This window comes from Streptomyces erythrochromogenes (assembly GCF_040684695.1).
GTDB lineage: Bacteria > Actinomycetota > Actinomycetes > Streptomycetales > Streptomycetaceae > Streptomyces > Streptomyces erythrochromogenes_C.
In genome coordinates this window covers 43,345-61,385 of sequence record NZ_JBFBGM010000011.1, presented here as the reverse complement: position 1 = coordinate 61,385, position 18,041 = coordinate 43,345, and the positions used below count along the sequence as shown (strand labels likewise).

General features: G+C 73.0%; 16 protein-coding genes. 4 read left to right on the top strand and 12 right to left on the bottom strand.

The window, feature by feature from the left end; genetic code table 11:
• Positions 1-143: 143 nt before the first annotated feature.
• The 11 genes from AB0O53_RS18225 to AB0O53_RS18175 form a co-directional block, all read right to left on the bottom strand.
• A complete protein-coding gene (locus AB0O53_RS18225) occupies positions 144-518 on the bottom strand; it encodes a hypothetical protein (protein ID WP_350993627.1) in 375 nt (124 codons plus the stop codon).
• Between the two features lie 106 nt (positions 519-624).
• On the bottom strand, positions 625-1,035 hold the full coding sequence (locus AB0O53_RS18220) for a roadblock/LC7 domain-containing protein (RefSeq protein ID WP_350993771.1): 411 nt from the start codon (positions 1,033-1,035) through the stop codon (positions 625-627).
• Positions 1,036-1,115: 80 nt separating this feature from the next.
• Positions 1,116-1,907 (bottom strand): transcriptional regulator, encoded by a 792-nt coding sequence (locus AB0O53_RS18215; protein WP_350993629.1) that lies wholly within the window; start codon positions 1,905-1,907, stop codon positions 1,116-1,118.
• Complete coding sequence (locus AB0O53_RS18210; protein WP_350993631.1) at positions 1,904-2,317, bottom strand: hypothetical protein; 414 nt, start codon at positions 2,315-2,317, stop codon at positions 1,904-1,906. The genes AB0O53_RS18215 and AB0O53_RS18210 overlap by 4 nt, the downstream gene beginning before the upstream one ends.
• 160 nt (positions 2,318-2,477) lie before the next feature.
• The gene (locus tag AB0O53_RS18205) at positions 2,478-2,720 is read right to left on the bottom strand and encodes a helix-turn-helix domain-containing protein (RefSeq protein WP_030818314.1); all 243 of its coding nucleotides are present in this window, start codon (positions 2,718-2,720) and stop codon (positions 2,478-2,480) included.
• Positions 2,721-2,836: 116 nt separating this feature from the next.
• Complete coding sequence (locus tag AB0O53_RS18200) at positions 2,837-3,457, bottom strand: DUF6461 domain-containing protein (RefSeq protein WP_365196670.1); 621 nt, start codon at positions 3,455-3,457, stop codon at positions 2,837-2,839.
• Positions 3,458-3,514: 57 nt separating this feature from the next.
• Positions 3,515-4,078, bottom strand: coding sequence for a TetR/AcrR family transcriptional regulator (locus AB0O53_RS18195; protein WP_350993635.1), 564 nt, complete (start codon positions 4,076-4,078; stop codon positions 3,515-3,517).
• Positions 4,079-4,239: 161 nt separating this feature from the next.
• Positions 4,240-6,201 carry an APC family permease gene (locus AB0O53_RS18190; protein ID WP_365196667.1) on the bottom strand — a complete coding sequence of 654 codons (1,962 nt, stop codon included), beginning with the start codon at positions 6,199-6,201 and terminating at the stop codon, positions 4,240-4,242.
• Between the two features lie 51 nt (positions 6,202-6,252).
• Positions 6,253-7,740, bottom strand: coding sequence for a helix-turn-helix domain-containing protein (locus AB0O53_RS18185; protein ID WP_365196664.1), 1,488 nt, complete (start codon positions 7,738-7,740; stop codon positions 6,253-6,255).
• A 162-nt stretch (positions 7,741-7,902) separates the two neighbouring features.
• Complete coding sequence (locus tag AB0O53_RS18180; protein ID WP_266504109.1) at positions 7,903-8,358, bottom strand: (2Fe-2S)-binding protein; 456 nt, start codon at positions 8,356-8,358, stop codon at positions 7,903-7,905.
• Between the two features lie 21 nt (positions 8,359-8,379).
• Positions 8,380-10,608 carry a xanthine dehydrogenase family protein molybdopterin-binding subunit gene (locus AB0O53_RS18175; RefSeq protein ID WP_365196660.1) on the bottom strand — a complete coding sequence of 743 codons (2,229 nt, stop codon included), beginning with the start codon at positions 10,606-10,608 and terminating at the stop codon, positions 8,380-8,382.
• 490 nt (positions 10,609-11,098) lie between these two features.
• Here AB0O53_RS18175 and AB0O53_RS18170 point away from each other — a divergent pair, with 490 nt between their 5' ends.
• A complete protein-coding gene (locus tag AB0O53_RS18170) occupies positions 11,099-12,520 on the top strand; it encodes a PP2C family protein-serine/threonine phosphatase (protein WP_365196657.1) in 1,422 nt (473 codons plus the stop codon).
• A gap of 187 nt (positions 12,521-12,707) precedes the next feature.
• On the opposite strand, the gene AB0O53_RS18165 is transcribed toward AB0O53_RS18170, so the two are convergent.
• Complete coding sequence (locus AB0O53_RS18165) at positions 12,708-14,207, bottom strand: DNA-binding protein NsdB (RefSeq protein WP_350993646.1); 1,500 nt, start codon at positions 14,205-14,207, stop codon at positions 12,708-12,710.
• A 229-nt stretch (positions 14,208-14,436) separates the two neighbouring features.
• On the opposite strand from AB0O53_RS18165, the gene AB0O53_RS18160 reads away from it, so the two are divergent.
• The 3 genes from AB0O53_RS18160 (at position 14,437) to kstD (ending at position 18,007) form a co-directional block, all read left to right on the top strand.
• Positions 14,437-15,561: an aminoglycoside phosphotransferase family protein gene (locus tag AB0O53_RS18160; RefSeq protein ID WP_350993648.1), complete on the top strand. Its 1,125-nt coding sequence runs from the start codon at positions 14,437-14,439 to the stop codon at positions 15,559-15,561.
• Between the two features lie 109 nt (positions 15,562-15,670).
• Complete coding sequence (locus tag AB0O53_RS18155) at positions 15,671-16,090, top strand: MmcQ/YjbR family DNA-binding protein (RefSeq protein ID WP_365196655.1); 420 nt, start codon at positions 15,671-15,673, stop codon at positions 16,088-16,090.
• Between the two features lie 123 nt (positions 16,091-16,213).
• Positions 16,214-18,007 carry a 3-oxosteroid 1-dehydrogenase gene (gene kstD, locus AB0O53_RS18150; RefSeq protein ID WP_350993652.1) on the top strand — a complete coding sequence of 598 codons (1,794 nt, stop codon included), beginning with the start codon at positions 16,214-16,216 and terminating at the stop codon, positions 18,005-18,007.
• Positions 18,008-18,041: the final 34 nt, after the last annotated feature.

The following is an 18,041-nucleotide window of genomic DNA, read 5'->3' as shown; positions in this document are numbered from 1 at the left end:
CAGCATCTTACTCTGTAACAGAGCTATAAACTCCACCCATATGGGGCATAGGGAACTGATCGCCGGGGCGGACGGCAAAGAATTCAGCCGTCCGCCACTTGGACGCTGCGGCGGGACGCGGCCCGTCCCGGTCTCCGACCCGTTCAGATCTCCAGTTCTGCTTCGATCCTCTTCAGCTGATGCCGCGCCATGGCGAGGTTGGCCCGCTTCTTGTCCAGGGCCAGATAGAGGAAGAAGCCCACGGAGCCCCGCCCCTTCATCAGCCGGATCAGGTGGTACTGAGTACCGAGGGTGATCAGGATGTCCTCGATCTCGTCCTTGAGGCCGAGGAGCTCCATCGTGCGGACCTTCGCGCGCACCACGTCGGTGTTGCCGGCCGCCGCGACCGCGAGGTCGAGGTCCTTGCCGCCGCCGATGGTGCCGAGGGCCATGCCGCTGCCGTAGTCGACCAGGGCCGCGCCGATGGCGCCCTCGATGAGGGTGGTGGCTTCCTTGAGCGCGGTCTCCACGTTGACCATGAGAGGTACCTCTTTCGTTTCGCTGTATCGGGTTGCGATTGAGAAGTGACTGTCTGTAGTTGTCCTGAATCCGACGGGACCACCGTGCGGCCGGTCCGGTCAGGGATCAGGCGGGCTCGGTGCCCGAGACCCGGCGCGCGAGAGTGTGTTCGATCAGTTCGGCGATCCGCAGGCTGGAGCGCCGGGCCTCCAGGTGGAGGCGCCCGACGTTGACGCGCGGTTCGGCCGTCAGCGTGAGGACGACCGCCACTCCCGCGGCGTAGGTGGCCACGTATCCGTCGGCACCGCGCACGAGCAGCTCGCGGAACGCGCCCTGCCCGGTGCTGTCGCTGAGCCGCTGGGCCACGCCGAGTGCGGCAGCCGTCAGGGCCGCGACGGCCTCGGCCTCGGCGGCGGCGCTGTCCTGGGCGAGGACGAAGCCGTCGGTGCTGGCGGCCAGGGCCCCGGTGAGTTGGGGTACGCGGGCCCGCAGCCTGCGGAGCTCGGCGAGTATCTCGGCCTCCGCCTCGGGGGGCAGCGTACTCATGTCGGCCTTTCTCCTTTCGGGCTGCCTACGCTCGGAGCGGTCGGCGCGCAGGGCCGGTCGCAGCGGGAGCCTCACAGGCTTGCCTCCAGTGCGTCGCGTAACCGGCGGAGCAGCGCCACGTCCGGGGATTGGGCCTGGGTCATCCAGTCGGGCAGGGGTACCTCGACCGGCGGGGGGGCCGGGCTGTGCGGCGTCTCGACCAGTCCGGCGGCCGCGAGGCGGCGGACGTCGAGCAGGGTGTGGAAGGCGGGCCGGCCCAGTACCCAGGCCAGGTCGGCCGGGGTGCGTAAGCCGTCGGCGTGGTCCAGCAGGATCCGCTGCCGGGCGGTGACGGTCTGCCCCGGCGCGGCGGCCCGGGGCACCACCGGGGCGGTGTCGAGCAGGGGGTACGGCCAGACCGCGTCGAGCAGTTCGCGGCGGCGCCGGGTCTCCCGTTCTACGGCGGCCGCCGGAACGGAGCGGACGGAGCCGATCCAGTGGGTGGCCCCGCGGCGGAACCGGGAGGGGCCGCTGCCCGGGGACAGGGCGAAGAAGGCGGCGTCGAAGATGGCGGCGAGGTGGCAGATCTCGAGCTCGCCGCCGGCGAGGCCGCCGCTGTCCACGAGGAAGCGCGCGACCTGGCGGCGGGCCCCGGCCCGGTCCACGGCCTCGCGCCACCGTTCGGGGGCGAGACCGCCGCCGGTGGTGAGGAGGACGTCGAGCCCGGGGGTGGCGGGGCTCTCCGCGTGGACTATTCGTCCGTTCTCCAGGAAGAGGGTGCCCCGGTCGCGGAGCAGGGCGCCGGTGGCCCGTTCCGCCGCGAGCCGGGTGAGGAGGGGGGAGACGGCCGCGAAGGCGTTCGGGGCCGTTGCCGGGGTGGTCATCGGAGCACCAGCCCTTCGGCCAGGGCCCTGAGTCTGAGCCGGGCGAGGGCGAGGTTGCCGTCGGCCCGGTCGAGCCAGACGTGCAGGAAGACGCTGCTGTCGAAGCTCGTCTCGACGAACCGCAGGACGTGGTAGCCGCTGCGGGTCGTGACGATCAGGTCCTCGACGGGCGGGCCGGGGGGCCCCACCACGTCACCGAGGGCCGGGCCCGCCTCCGCGCGGGCGAAGGACTCGTACTCGGCGGCGGCACGGGCCAGCTCGGCGGTCTCGGCGGCGGTGGTCTCGTGGTCCCCGACGGGCGATTCCCCGATGGTGCCGAGAGCCAGTCCGCTGCTCCAGTCGACCAGCGCGGCCCCCCGTGCGCCAGGCAGGGCCATGGCTTCGAGCAGGCATTCGTCGATCCCGGGCACGCGGGCTCCCCTCCCGGCCGGACGTGCGGTGTGCACGGTTGTGCGGCGCGACAGGAGGGAACTTACTCAAGTTCCGCAGTGCGAAAAGGCGTTCTGGCATTTTCCGCTGGAACATGCCATTCAGGGTGTAAGAGCTTGGCCGGAACGCGTCGGAATCTGATCACGAAGCCAGCGGAAGATCGTCCGCGAGACGGAACGAGCCGCCCTCGCGCTCGACGTAGCCCTCGTGGCTGAGCGTGCGCAGCAGGTGGTAGACGGTCGGCAGCGGGATCCCGGTGACCCGCGCGAGCCGTTTGGCGGTCGCTCCGCCCTCCGCGTGCATCGCTTCCACGAGCCGCAGGGCCCGCTGCACGGAACCGATCAGGGTGGGCGTGCTGTCCTTCTGGATGCGGTCGGTTCCCATGAATGGTCCCCCTGCTCCGGTACGACGCCTGGCAGACCCATCAAAGTCCTTCACCGGCTCCAAAACCAGCGGACGCGCGTAAACCCGAGCATAAGATCACCGGACCCGGGGGCGCACTAGCGTGTGCAGGTGACGTAGGCGGGGAGCGGGGTGTCCGCGATCAGGTGGCGCGGCAGGGCCAGCCCGAAGCGCTGTTCCAGGACGGCGAGCGTGCGCCGCTCGCGGTCCCCGTCCGGCTCGCCGTCCGGTCCGCAGGTCTCGCCGTCCGGGCCGAGTACGCCCGCCGCGACGAGCTCGGGGAGCAGGAAGTCCGGCCGGTGGCCGCCCCGCCAGCACTCCTCGCCGAGCCCGAAGCAGCACACCAGCTCGCCGTCGCGGGCGTACGCGAACTGCTTGGGCGGGTGGTCGGGCTGCGGGTCGATGTGGACGGCCTCGACGCCGGCCCGGGAGACCTCGGCGAGGCGTTCGGCGCCGGCCGGAAGGCCGTGCTCGACGGCGAAGGACCAGCCGCCCCAGCTGCCGACCCGGGCCACGCCGTCGCCGTCCGCGGTCTCGGCGACCATGCTCCAGGCGGCCGGTGCGTCGAGCGGGCCGGGGCACACGCCCGGGACCGCGCCGAGCCGGGCGGCGAGTTCGTCGGGCCCTATGCCCCGGGCGAAGGTGAGGCCGGCGAACCATTCGCCCCAGTCCGCCAGCCACTGGATCCCGTAGGTCCTGGTCTCGGTGATGTCGGTCATCCTGCGCTCCCCACGGTCTTTCCCGCGACGCCGGTGCTTCCCCCACCGGCACGATAGTCAGTCCGCGGACTCCTCGGGGAGGAGACGCCGGACCATCGTCTCGATGAGCCCCTCCACCGGGTGGGCCTCCAGCATCGCCGGCGCGGTCAGGTCGTCCACGATGAGGCCGAGCATCGCCAGGTAGACCAGGACCACGCCCTGGCGGTCGCCGGGCAGGCCGGCCGCCATGTGCCAGTCGATGTTCGCCTCCAGCTCCGCGCCCTGGAAGGCGGCCAGCTCGGCCTGGAGCTCGGGGCGCCGCAGGCCCTCCAGCCGCAGCTCCAGCATCGCGATGTGGACGCTGCGCTCGCGCCGCATCCGCTCCAGCAGCCGGCCGAGCAGCACCCTCGTGTCGAACGGGCCGGCCAGGTCCGCGGGGTCCGGGACCAGTCGCTCGCGGGTGCGGTGGAGGATCTGTACGAGCAGCTGGGCGCGGTTGGCGAAGTAGTTGGAGGCGGTGCCGGTGGGCACCGCGGCCTCGGCGTCGACCGCGCGCAGCGTCAGGCCGCGCGAGCCCTCGCGCGCCAGGACTTCGATGGCGGCGTCGAGCAGCGCGGCGCGGCGCTGCGGGTTCTGGCGCAAGGGGCGGTCCCTGGGTCGGTGGGGGCTTGCCGGCCGGTCTCCCGGTCGGTGGGATCACTGCAGGCGCAGTGCTTCGCCCACGGTAGCGGGCGCCCCTGCTCGGACCCTGTCCGGCCCTGCCCGGCACTGACCCTGGCCGACCCCTGCGGTCCTCCCCCGGCTCAGGGGCCCTCCCGGCCCGCGGCCTCGGCCGCCCGCGCGGCCTTCGCGGCCTTCGCCGACTCCAGCAGGTAGGGCACGTCGATGACCGCGACCCCCGGCGTGAACAGCAGGCGTGCCTTGAGCCGCAGGGCGTTCTGGTTGTGCAGGGGCTGCTCCCACCAGTGGCCGACGACGTACTCCGGGATCACCACGGACAGCATGTCCGTGGCCGGTTCGGCGGCCAGTTCCTCGATGTGCGCCAGGACCGGGCCCACCACCTCGCGGTAGGGCGAGTGCAGGATCTTCAGCGGGAGCCCGGGGTCGTGCGCCTCCCACGCCTCGCGCAGCCGGGCGGCCTCCGCCTCGTCGGCGGCGACCGTCACCGCCGTCAGGGTGTCGGGGCGCAGCGCCTGCGCGTAGCCGATGGCCTTGAGCGTGGGGGCGTGCACGGCGGCGACCAGGACGACGACGTGGTGCCGGGCCGGCTTGCGCGGTCTGGTGTCGGGGGGCACGTCGACCTGCCGGGCGACCTGGTCGTAGTGGCGGCGTACGCCCTTCATGCCGAGGAACAGCAGGGGCATGGCGATGACGACCAGCCAGGCCCCGTGGGTGAACTTGGTGAGCAGGACGATGACGAGGACCAGGGCGGTCATGGCGGCGCCGACCGCGTTGATGGCGAGCCTGCGGTGGATGTGGACCCGTTCCTCGCGCGGGGTGGCGGGTGAGGCGAGTGCCTTTCTCCAGTGCCGGACCATGCCCGACTGGGAGAGGGTGAAGGAGACGAACACGCCGATGATGTAGAGCTGGATGAGGCGGGTCAGCTCGGCGTCGAAGGCCACGATGAGGGCGACGGCGGTGAGGGCGAGGAGCACGACGCCGTTGGAGTAGACGAGCCGGTCGCCGCGGTTGTAGAGCTGGCGGGGCGCGTAGCGGTCCCTGGCGAGGATCGAGGCGAGCATCGGGAAGCCGTTGAAGGCGGTGTTCGCGGCGAGGATCAGCACCCCCGCGGTGACGGCCTGGAGCAGGTAGAAGAGGAAGTGCCAGCTGCCGAAGGTGGCCCGGCCGATCTGGGCGAGCGCGGTGGAGGTCGCGGTCCCCGGGGGCAGGCCCAGTTCGGTGGGGTCGGCCGCCACGTGCACCTCGTAGGTCATGGCGAGCGCGGTGATGCCCGCGAACATCGTCACCGAGAGGAATCCCATCGCGGCGAGGGTGGTGGCCGCGTTCTTCGCCTTGGGCTTGCGGAAGGCGGGGACGCCGTTGCTGATCGCCTCGACGCCCGTGAGCGCGGTGCAGCCGGAGGCGAAGGCGCGCATGGCGAGGAGGACGAGGGCCAGCCCGGTGAAGGTGCCCTCGGCGATGATCGGCAGGTCGGCGGATTCGGCGCGGATGGTCTGGCCGGTGCCGAGGCGTACGGCGGCGACGGCGAACATGAGGTAGATGACGAGGACGAAGCCGTAGGTGGGGATGGCGAAGACGCGGCCCGACTCTCTGACGCCGCGCAGGTTCATCAGGGTCAGCAGCGCCACGAAGGCGACCGACAGGACCACTTCGTGGTCGTTGAGCGCGGGGACGGCCGAGGTGATGGCGGAGACCCCGGAGACGACGGAGACCGCGACGGTCATCACGTAGTCGACGAGGAGGGCGCTGGCGGCGGTGAGCGCGGCGGTCTGGCCGAGGTTCTCGGAGCTGACGACGTACGCGCCGCCTCCGCCGGGGTAGGCGTGGCAGGTCTGGCGGTAGGAGGCGATGACGACGACGAGCAGGAAGACGATGGCGGCGGCCGCGTACCAGGTGAGGTGGAGCAGGGCGACGCCGCCGAGGGCGAGGATCAGCAGGATCTCCTCGGTGGCGTAGGCCACCGAGGAGAGAGGGTCGCTGCAGAAGATCGGCAGGGCGAGACGTTTGGGGAGCAGGGTCTCGCCGAGCCGCGCGGTGTCGAGGGGTTCACCGACCAGCACGCGCTTCGCATTGATACGCCTCATTGGGGCATGATCGTGCATTTTGTCCGTTGAACACCCCTTTTGGGGCTTGTGTCACTCGGGCTCGGCGAGCTCTTCGGCCCGGTGGGCCAGCCACAGGTCGTACCGGACGCTCGGGGACTGCAGCAGCGAGCGCTCCAGCAGGGCCTCGATGCGGGCCAGCCGCTTGCGCGCACCGGGAACGGACACCCCGAGCGCGGCCGCCGCCGGCACCAGCCGGGCGTCGTGCGCCAGCCAGGTGCGGACGGTGGCGCGGGCGCCGGCCGGGGCGTCCGGGCCGGTCAGCCTGCTCAGGTGGGCCCGGGCCCACTCCGTCAGCCGCGGATCGCGCAGGACCTCGTCGAGCCCGGGGGCGGCCTCCGGGGCCGCGGCGGCGCCCCGCCGCCCCGCGCCGGGGGTCAGCCGCAACGCCAGCGAGAGCGCCGCCTGGTCGCCGAGGCGGCCGAGGTCCAGCCCGAGCAGCGTCTCGACCAGCCGGATCCTGGCGGACAGGGTGTTGCGGTGGACCCTCAGCAACCGGGTCGCGTGCGAGCCGAAGTTCAGCCAGCCGTGGGCGGTGGCGCGCAGTTCCTGCCCGTCGGGGTCCTGGGGGCGCCGGGGCTCGTACGCGTGCAGGGGCGCGAGCAGGGCCACGGCCCAGTCGGCCCCGGCCTCGTGGGCCGCGAGCTCCAGCTCCGGGCCCGGGCCGAAGCGGGCGTGCCGCTCGCCCCGGCCGCGGGCGACGGCCAGGGCGTGGAAGGCCTGCGTGTAGGCGGTCGGGGCCTGGCTCAGGGCCAGCTCCCCGCTGACCCCGACCACGCAGTCCGGGGCCACCGCCGACAGCGCCCCGGCCAGCGGATCGTGGTCGGCCGACACCGCGTCCGCGTCGGCGGGGACCAGGATGATGAGGTGGCGCACGTAGACCGGGCAGGGCACGATCCAGGCCCGGCCCCCGGTCAACTCCTGGCACAGGCGCGTGACTTCGGAGCGACGGCCGGTCCGGCACTCGGCGACGTACAGCCGGATCGGGTCGGGCAGCGGCGGCCGCAGCGCCTCGGCGATCTGGTGGGCGACGGGGAGCCCGCCGCCCATCAGCAGGCGGAGCACGGCCTCACGGGCACGCGCCTCGGCGATCGCTGCCCGCCCCTCCCGCCGCTCGGCCTCCTCGGCGCGCAGGACGAGGGCCAGGGGCACGGCCGCGTCCGCCAGCAGCACGGCCGCGTCGGGCGGGTGCGGCAGCGGCAGTACGGCGGCCAGCGCGCGCCCGGCGTCCAGCGCGAACAGCAGGGTGGCGGATCCGGCGCCGTGCAGGACGGCCGACCTGACCCCCCGGGCGCTCATCTCGGCGGCGCCGCGCACCGCGTCCTCCGGCGGACGTACCCCCTGCTCCGGGCCAGGCACGGCACCGGCGCCGCCGCCGTGCTGCGCGGCGGGATCGGGGTGCACCACCCCGGCCCAGCCGCCGAGTCGGGCGGCGAGCCACTCCAGCAGCGCGGCCGACCCCCCGCCGTGGGCCAGCCGGTGGACCTTGAGTACGTCGTCGGAGCGTGACACCCGGCGCATTCAACCACCCACCGCACACTGTGCGCTGTGATACCCGTCTCGCCCGGTCACTGGGCAGGGCGAACCCTGCGCACGGGGCCGCGCCCGCATAGGTTTGTCCACGAGCGGACGGGTCCCGGAGCCCATGGGAAGCGACACGGGGGAGGCACCGGGACCCGCCGCTCACATCCTGGCGGCCGCGCTGCGGATGGCCTCGCGGATGCGGAAGTAGGTCCCGCACCGGCAGATGTTGGCGATGGCGTCGATGTCCTCGTCCGTGGGTTCGCCGGTGCGCTTCAGCAGCGCGACGGCGGCCATGATCTGACCGGGCTGGCAGAAACCGCACTGGGCGACGTCCTGTTCGAGCCAGGCCTCCTGCACGGGGTGCAGGTCGTCCCCGTTCGCGAGACCCTCGATCGTCGTCACCTCCCGGCCCGCGCACGCCGACACGGGCACCACGCACGGACGGACGTCCACCCCGTCGAGGTGGCTGGTGCAGGCCTTGCAGACGTCCACCCCGCAGCCGTACTTGGGGCCGCGCACGCCCAGCATGTCGCGGAGCACCCACAGCAGGGGCAGGTCGTCGGGCGCGTCCACGGTGACGCTCCGCCCGTTGACGGTGAAGGTGTGCGAGGGCACGGCGTACTCCTGGCTCTGCGGCTAGCGGGGGTAGGGGGTGAAGTCGACGTCGAAGTCGAGGGGGAAGCTGCGCGGCTTCGAACCGGTGGCCCTGGCCCAGGCGTTGGCGATGGCGCCGACAGCGGCGGGCACGCCGAGCTCGCCCGCCCCGCCCGGTTCGGCGCCGGTGGCCGGCAGCACGAAGACCCGTACGTCGCGCGGGGTGTCGCGCTGCTGCGCCCAGTGGAACTGGCCGTAACTGCCTTCGAGCGGGAGGCCCTTGTCGATGTGGAGCCCGGCGCGCAGGGTGGTGGAGATCGCGTCGGTGAGGCCGCCGACCATCTGGGCCTCCAGTCCGCGCGGGTTGACCGGCAGGCCCACGTCCACGGCGATGACGGCCCTGGTGACGCGGACGCGCTGCGGGTCGCGGGTGTCGATCTCGACCAGGCAGGCGGTGCGGGACTTGTACTCCTCGTGGAAGGCGATGCCCTGCGCGCAGCCGGGCGCCATCGTCCGCCCCCAGTTCCCCTCGGTGGCGACCTTGTCCAGGACGGCGCGCTGGGCGTCGGACTTCAGGAAGGTGCGCCGGAAGCGGTACGGGTCCTTGCCGGTGGCCGCGGCCAGTTCGTCGACCACGATCTCCTCGGCCCCGCGCGTGTTGGCGGAGTACACCGAGCGCCACGAGGCGGTGGGGATGCCGGTCGGCACCTCGGTGAGGGCCTGGGTGGTGAGTCCGAAGTGGTACGGGGACTTCACGGTGGTCAGGAACAGGGTCTGGGCGAGGGTGGCGTTGCCGATGCCGAGCGGCAGGTGCGCCGCGGTGGCGGTGATGATCTCGCCGAGGCCGTGCCGGAAGTCGGTCTCGGCGGCGGCGACGCGGTGCTCGAAGCTGAGGACCTCGCCGAGCAGGTGCGTGGCGCGGATCCTGTGGTGGGTGGCGGGGCGCATCCGGCCGTGCCGGGTGTCGTCCACCCGGGTCCACATCAGCCTGACCGGGCGGCGGCAGGCCCGGGAGACGCGGGCGGCCTCCAGCGCGGCGTCGAAGAAGAGCCGCCGGCCGAAGGACCCGCCGGCCTGGACGACGTGCACCGTCACCTTGTCCAGGGGCAGTCCGAGGTCGGCGGCGATGGTCTGGCGGGCCACGATGGGGGACTTGAGGCCGGACCAGATCTCGGCCCGGTCCTCGCGCACGTCGGCGACGGCGCAGTTGGTCTCCATCGGGGCGTGGCTGACGAAGGCGAAGTCGAACTCGGCGTCGACGTAAGGGGTGAGCAGCGGCGGCACCAGCAGCGGCGGGGTGGCGGCGCGCAGCCTGGTGCGGATCTCCGCGTCGGAGAGCCGGTCGGCGGGGCCGGGGCCCCAGGTGACCCGGAGGGCCTCTTTGGCGGTGAGGGCCTGCCCGAAGGTCTCGGCGACGACGGCGACCCCGGTGGGGACGGTGACCACGTCCAGGACCCCGGGCATGGCCCGGACCTCGGTGAGGTTGGCGACGGTGCGCACGGAGCCGCCGAAGGTGGGCGGGCGGCGCACCACGCAGGGCTTGGCGCCGGGCACGTCGAGGTCGAGCGTGTACTGCTGGGCGCCGGTGACCATGGCGCGGGCGTCGATCCGGCTGGTGGGCCGGCCGACGAGGGTGTGCTGCGCGGCCTTCTTGGGGGTGGCTCCGAGGACGGTGAGGCCGGGGTCGGCGGCGGCCGCGGCGAGTTCGCCGTAGCGGGCGGTGCGTCCGTCGGCGGCGCGGACGGTGCCGTCCGCGGTGGTGAGCGACGCCGCGGGCAGGCCCCAGCGCCGGGCGGCGGCGGCGACGAGACGGGCCCGCGCGGCGGCCGCGCACTGGCGGACCGGCCCGTAGAGGGAGCGGATGGAGTTGGAGGAGCCGGTGAGCTGGTTGAAGAGCAGCTCGGGCCGGGCGTCGTCCAGTTCCACGCGGACGTCGGCCAGGGGCGCGTCGAGTTCCTCGGCGACCAGCATGGCCACCGCGGTCGTCAGCCCTTGCCCGACCTCCTCGCGGGGCAGCCGGAAGCGGATGGTGCCGTCGGCCTCGACCGCGAGGGCGAGCAGGGCGGAGGTGGGCGCGCCGGCCAGGATGAAGAGGTCGCCGAGGTCGATCACGTCGGCGATGGCCGGCAGGGACGGCACCACGGCGTGGGCGGTCTGCGGGGCCAGGGCGTCGGCTGCGGCGCGGGTGACGAGGGCGAGGGTGGGCGCCGCCACGAGGTGGGTGAGGAAGGAACGCCGGCTCCGGCCGGAGGCGTGGTGCTGCCCGCTCAATGTCCTCGTGTCCCCAAGCCCTGCGCGGGTCCGCCCGCACGAACCTCCCCGGCGTGTTACCGACACGTAGGGTAGCGGTCGTCCGCTCCGCGGGGAAGCCTCGATTCCGCCGCGGCACCCGACCCGGGGTCATCCGTTCGGGTGTATCCCCGCGTCTGCACCGAACCGGGTACCGCGCGAACGCGTCCGAGTGAAGACCTCGTACGCCTCGGGCGTTTGATCGAGTCACACGAGGTGGATGGCCTGAATCCGGCCGCCCGCTCCGGACGCACCACCCGCCCCACCGGCGGGCATGCGCACCAGGCCGCCGAACCCCCTCTGACCGGATTCGTTCGCACGCCGCGAAGGGCCCCGCAGGACTGCGGCATATGCCGGAAGCAAGAACGTAGCGGATGTTGCCAAACGCCTTACACAGTGTCGCTGCCTGTGCAACAGTCGTTACCGGTCCTTCCTTCAGACTTGGCCGTGCCGCGCCTGTATCGGAGTTCTCATGCCGTCCCACCTGTTCGCGGACCGTCCCGCGCAGCCGCCCGAGCCGGGGTCGGTGGACGCACTGATCTCTCAGACCCGGCGTCTCCGGGGGGACGTGGACGCGGTCCGCCGCGACACCGTCGTGGACGACGACGACGCCCAGGGCCGCTGGCAGCGCGCGCTGTGCGACCTCGCCGTGCACCACCTCGACGACCTCCGCGAACACCTCGGCCAGCTCAAGGAGGGCCTGCCCCCGGCACCCGAGACCGTCGCGTTCCCTCAGGCGGCCCCGGAGATCGTGCCCGAGGCCCAGACACGGGTCGGCAGCGCCGAGTGGAACCTGCTGACCGACGAGGTCAGCTGGTCCGACGAACTGTTCCAGATCTTCGGACGCTCCCCCGAATCCGGCGCGCCTCCCCTGGACGAGCTGGGCTCCACCCTCTTCTCCGAGGACCAGCCGCTGCTCACCGCGTGGGTCACCGCCTGCCTGGTGGACGGCAGGCCGATCGACGGCGAGTTCCGCATCGTCCGGGCCGACGGCCGGGTGCGGACCCTGCACATGAGGGGCGAGCCGGTACTCGACCCCGACGGCTGCACGGCCTCCATGTGGGCCGTCATGCGGGACGTCAGTGAACTGCGCCGGAGCCAGCGGGCGGTGCGCGAGTCCCGCGACTCGCTGCAGCGCCAGCGGGAGATCGCGCAGACCGAACACCGCCTCGCGGTCGAGCTGCAGGAAGCCGTGCTCCCCCCGTGGCGCGGCTCCCTGCGGCTCCCGCACAGCGACGCCGGCACGCTGGACGTGGCCGCGCACTACCTGCCCTCCGCGACCAGCGCGCTGATCGGCGGGGACTGGTACGACGCACTCGAACTCCCCGACGGCAGCTCGATGCTGACGGTCGGCGACCTGACCGGACACGGCGTGACCGCCACCTCCGGGATGGCGATGATGCTGGGCGCCCTGCGCGGCATGGCCATGGCCGGGATCGCGCCGGGGCCGCTGATGGGCTGGCTCAACCAGCTCCTGGAGACCTCCGTCCAGCCCGCGCTGGGCTCGGCCGTGTGCTGCCGCTACGACCCCGCGCGCCGGGTGCTGTCGTGGGCCCAGGCGGGCCACCCGGCCCCCCTGCTGTTCCGCCGCGGGTCGGGCCGCGCCCTGGTACCGCCGGAGGGCGTCCTGCTGGGCGCGACCTCCGGGGCTGCGTACGGGCAGGCCGAGGAGCGGCTGGAGGTGGGCGACCTGCTGGTCCTGCACACCGACGGCCTGACGCCGCGCAGCATCGAGTTCAGCCGGGCGGACGGAACCGAGCGGCTGCTGGCCCTCGCGCCGCGGCTCTCTCAGGCACGGTCGGCGCAGGACTGCGTGCGGCTCGTGATCGAGGAGTTCGGGGAGGGCGAGCGGGAGGACGACGCCTGCGTGCTCGTCGCCCGCGTCGGCGGATAGTCACGACGGTCACGGCCGGCCACGGGGCCGGTCGTACGGACTTCAGGGCCGCGCCGGAGGGCGCGGCCTTTCTCGTCTGCGTGCTGTCGTCGACGTACCGGGAGCGGACGTGCCGGTGCTCGTCCTCGCACCGGCCGTGGGGGCCTGGGGGCATGCGGGAACCGTGGGCTCGGGAACCGGCCGGGGACTACACCCCCGTGGCCGGACGGCCGCCCGGTGCCGGGGAGTCGGGGAGGGCCAGCTTGATCTCCTGGCGCAGGTCCTCGATGCGCGCGTAACCGGCGTACTGGGCGGTCAGCCGGTACATCTCGCGCAGCCGGTCCCAGGTCCGGTGCGAGGAGGTCTCGTTCATCGAGACGAGGGCGAGGCGCGCGTAGCGGTCGGCCTGTTCCGGCTCGTCGGCGATGAAGCAGGCCGACGCCATGGAGATGTAGTCGAAGATCTGCGAGCGCTGGTAGCCCTCGCCGCGCAGCCGGAGGGCCTCCTTGGCGTGGCGCGCGGCGACCGGTGCCGCCGTGGCGTCGTGGTCGGCGAGGGTCCGGTAGGCGAGGGCCTGCATGCCGTGCAGGTCCGCCTCGTCGAAGTGCTGCATCCAGCTCGGCGGCGGGACGTCGCCCTTGTCGGAGACGAAGAGCTCCTCCGCCTCGCCCAGGGTGCGGCGCATCGCCTGCCCCTTGCCCATGGCGGCCTGCGCCCAGGCCTCGATGGTGTGCAGCATGGCGCGGGTGCGCGGCAGGGTCTGTTCGCCGGACCCGGACTTGGCGAGCTTCATCAGGTCCAGGGCCTCGTGCGGCTTGCCGAGGTGGACCATCTGGCGGGCGGCGCGGGACAGCGCCTCTCCCGCGCGCGGGCGGTCGCCGCCCTCGCGGGCCGCGTGCGCGGCGATGACGAAGTACTTCTGCGCGGTGGGTTCGAGGCCCACGTCGTGCGACATCCAGCCCGCGAGAACCGCCAGGTTGGCCGCCACGCCCCACAGCCGCCGCTGGAGGTGGTCGGGGTGGTGGTAGGCGAGCATCCCGCCCACCTCGTTGAGCTGGCCGACCACGGCCTTGCGCTGCAGTCCGCCGCCTCTGGAGGCGTCCCAGGCCCGGAACACCTCGACGGAGCGCTCCAGGGCCTCGATCTCCTGGGAGCCGATCGGTGCGGCCTCGTAGCGGTCGTACCCCGCTGGGTCGGCCTGGAAGGAGTCCCCGAAGCGCCCCGGAGCCTGCTTCGCCGGGGCGGGGGCGGTGTGCAGCCAGTCGTACATGGCGTTGGTGAGGGCGGAGCCGGCGGTGAGCACGGCGCCCGCGCCCATCAGACCGCGACGGTTGAGCATGAGGTCCATTCCCGTGAATTCGGTGAGGACCGCGGCTGTGCGTTCGGGCGCCCAGGGCATGCCGTCGGGGTTCTCGCGAACCCCGTCCGGCTGTCGTCTGGAGGTGCGCCGCTGTCGTACGAACCCGAGGTCCTCGATGGTCACGACACGACCGAGCCGCTCGGTGAACAGTGCTGCCAGTACCGTGGGCACCGGTTCGCGGGGGCTCTCCCCCATGTCGATCCAGCGCCGCACCCGCGAGGTGTCGGTGGCCAGCTGCGGGTGGCCCATGGCCGCCGCCTGCCGGTTCACCATCCTCGCCAGTTCGCCCTTGGACCAGCCGGCCAGGCCGAACAGGTCGTTCAGGCGGGTGTTTGGACCTTTGCTCACGTCAAGCCCCCAGGTTCTCGGCTGAGTTGACAGTAGCCCCCCGTCAGATGCCCAGCGACTATTCGCCAGGCTTCGCCAGGGCACGCCCGATGGTTCGCCACCTTCCGCCGGGTGTCAGGTAGGAATGCGCCTCCCCGCCCCGGTCACCGGCGGAACTCCCCAGGGTGAAGCACGGGATCGGCGGGGTGGCGTACGCAACTCGTCGGCGCACGAAGGGATCCGTATCACCATGTACGCAGCAACGTCCTCCGTGTCCGCACCGGTCCGGTCGCACCGCACGCTCCCGGCTGGCGGCGGCCCCTACCTCGAACCCGGCCGCCCGTCGGCCCCGGCGCAGGGCGGCCTCCGGGCGCGGCGCATGCCCAGTGCCGGGTCGCAGCCCGTCAGCGGGAGAATCGACCTCTCGGGGCCGCAGGGAGCGCAACTGCGCACCGCGCTCGCCTCGGTGCAGCGGATCTGTCCCGAGTTCGCACCGGTGCAGGTGCTCCGGCGCAGCGGCCGCTCGGTCCTCCTGGTGGGCACCACCGGACGCATGACGGCCGTCGCGAAGGTTTTACTGGACCACTCGCCGGAGTGGCGTGAGCGCTACCGGCACGAAATAGCGGCATACCGGGCGTTCGTCCGGCACCGCCCGCCGGTCCGGGTGCCGCGGCTGATCGCCGCCGACCCGGAGAACTGCACGCTGGTGGTGGAACGGATGGCGGGCCGGGTGGCGGCGCTCCAGCGGCACCCGGTGGAGCCGCCGCCACGGGTGGACCTCCGCGCCGCGCTGGGAGCGGTGTGCCGGGTCAACCAATGGCAGCCGCCGGCCGAGCTGTTCGGCACCCCGATGAACTACGCGCGGCGGATCGCCCGCGACTACGAGTTGGGGCTGCTCACCGACCGGGACCTCGGCGACCTGCAGAAGCTGCTGCACGGGGTCAAGGTGTCGGGGACGGCGCTCCAGTTCAACCACGGCGACGCCCTGCTGTCGAACCTGCTGCTGTCCCCCGCCGGGCCGGTGCTCCTCGACTGGGAGCACGCGGGCTGGTACCTGCCGGGCTACGACCTCGCCACGCTGTGGACGGTGCTCGGCGACGCCCCCGCCGCCCGGGCCCAGATCAGCCGGCTCGCCCAGTCGGCGGGTCCGGTGGCCCGGGACGCCTTCCTGATCAACCTGATGCTGGTGCTGACCCGGGAGATCCGGATGTCCGAGACGGCGGTGCAGCGCTCGATGCTGGCGACCGCCCCGGCCCAGCCGCTGCCGGCGGGCGCCCTGTCCTCCGGGGAGGAACAGCGGCTGCTGCTCCGCCGGCTGCACGACGACGCGGGCATGGCGCGCAGGGCGGTCCGCGCGGCGGTGGGCACGCGCTGACCTCCCCCTCCCCCGACGCGAGGTCCCGTGGCTCCCACCGCCACGGGACTTCGCTCGTCCGTGGTCCGCCAGGCTCTGCGCCGGGCTCCGCTAGCGTGGGGCCGACGTGGTGGCGGAAGTCCGACGGGAGGCGCTGGTGAAGTCCGGAGTGCGCAAGTGGGAGGCGGTACGGGAGTTCGCCCTCGGTCTTCCGGAGGCCGTCGAGGACCATCCCTGGGGTCCCGAGGACTGCGTGGTCAAGGTGAACAAGAAGATCTTCGTCTTCCTGGGCAACACCGACGGGCCGGGGGCGCCCGGGCTGTCCGTCAAGCTCAAGGACGAGGCCCTGCACGGGCATGCGATGGCCGCGCCGGGGGCGGAGCCCACCGGGTACGGTCTGGGCCGGTCGGGCTGGGTGTCCGTCCCGCTGGGTGAGAAGGGGGCACCCTCGACGCAGGTGTTGTGCGAGTGGGTGGAGGAGAGCTACCGCACGGTGGCGCTCAAGCGGCACGTGAAGGAGCTGGACGCGCGGACGGGGGCGGAGGGCTGAGGGGCCCGTCGCGTGCCGGGGTGCCGGATGCCTTGACATCACATGATCCCCCGAACACTTTTCTGACTCAGCATCAGACATGCTGGAGTCACCCTCCCCTCCCCACTCCGCTGGAGCCTGCCCATGTCCGCAAGCGCTTCACGCACGTCCCCCGCCCCCCGCCCGTCCAGACGCGCCGTCCTCGCCGGTACGGGGGCCGGGGTGCTCGCCGCCACCGTGCTGCCGTCCGGCGCGGCACGGGCCGACGGCGTCCCGGCCGGGCCGCCGCTCGGTGAGTACGACGTGGTGGTGGTCGGCTCCGGGGCGGCCGGGATGACGGCCGCGCTCACCGCCGCCAAGCGCGGGCTGAGCGTCCTGGTGATCGAGAAGGCGCCCACCTTCGGCGGGTCGGCCGCACGCTCGGGGGCCGGTATCTGGCTGCCCAACAATGCGGTGATCCTGGCCGCAGGGGTTCCCGACACCCCGCAGAAGGCGGCGACGTACCTCTCGGCCGTCGTCGGGCCCGAGGTCCCGGCCGACCGCCAGGCCGCGTTCCTCGCGAACGGCCCCCGCATGCTGGACTTCGTCATGGCGAACAGCCCGCTGAGGTTCCGCTTCATGGAGGGGTACAGCGACTACTACCCGAACCTGCCCGGCGGTCTGCCGAACGGCCGGTCCATCGAGCCGGACCAGATCGACGGCAACATACTGGGCGGCGAACTGGCCCGCCTGAACCCGGCGTACATGCCGGTGCCGGCCGGGATGGTGGTCTTCAGCCAGGACTACAAGTGGCTGAACCTCGCGGCGGTGACCGCCAGGGGGCTGGCGGTGTCCACCGAGTGCCTGGCGCGCGGCACGAAGGCGGCGCTGCGGGGCGAGAAGCCGCTGACGATGGGTCAGGCCCTGGCGGCCGGACTGCGGGCCGGACTGCAGCGGGCCGGGGTGCCGCTGTGGCTGAACAGCCCGCTGGTGGACCTGGTCCAGGAGGGCGGCGCCGTCACCGGCGTGGTGGTCGACAAGGAGGGTGTGCGGGGTGTCGTACGGGCCCGCAAGGGGGTGATCGTCGGCTCGGGCGGCTTCGAGCACAATGCGGCGATGCGCGCGCAGTACCAGCAGCAGCCGATCGGCACGCAGTGGTCGGTGGGTGCGAAGGAGAACACGGGCGACGGCATCCTCGCCGGTCAGCGGGCGGGGGCGTCGCTGGCGTTGATGGACGACGCGTGGTGGGGGCCGTCGATCCCGCTGCCCGGGGAGCCGTATTTCTGCCTGGCCGAGCGGACCCTGCCGGGCGGGCTGATCGTGAACGCCCATGGGACGCGGTTCGTCAACGAGGCCGCACCGTACAGCGATGTGGTGCACGTGATGTACGAGAAGGACCGCGGCGCGACCGGTTCGCACATTCCGGCGTGGCTGATCGTGGATCAGAACTACCGCAACAGGTACCTGTTCAAGGACATCCTGCCGACGCTGCCCTTCCCGGACTCGTGGTACCAGGCGGGCGCGGCGAAGAAGGCGTGGACGTGGGACGCGCTGGCGGGCCAGATCGGTGTACCGGCTGCCGCGCTGCGGGCCACGCTGGGCCGGTTCAACGCGCAGGCGTGGAGCGGTACGGACTCCGACTTCCACCGGGGCGACACCGCGTACGATCACTACTACACGGACCCGAACGTGCACCCGAACTCGTGCCTGGCCCCGATCTGGGTGCCGCCGTTCTACGCGTTCAAGATCGTTCCGGGGGACCTCGGGACGAAGGGCGGCATCGTCACGGACGCGCGGGCCCGGGCGCTGCGGGCGGACGGCTCGGTGATCCGCGGACTGTACGCGGCGGGCAATGCCAGCGCCGCGGTGATGGGCCACAGCTACGCGGGGGCCGGGTCGACGATCGGCCCCGCGATGACGTTCGGCTACGTCGCGGCGAACGACATCGCGGACGCGTGACCGGGCGGGACCGACCGGGTGGGACCGACCGCGC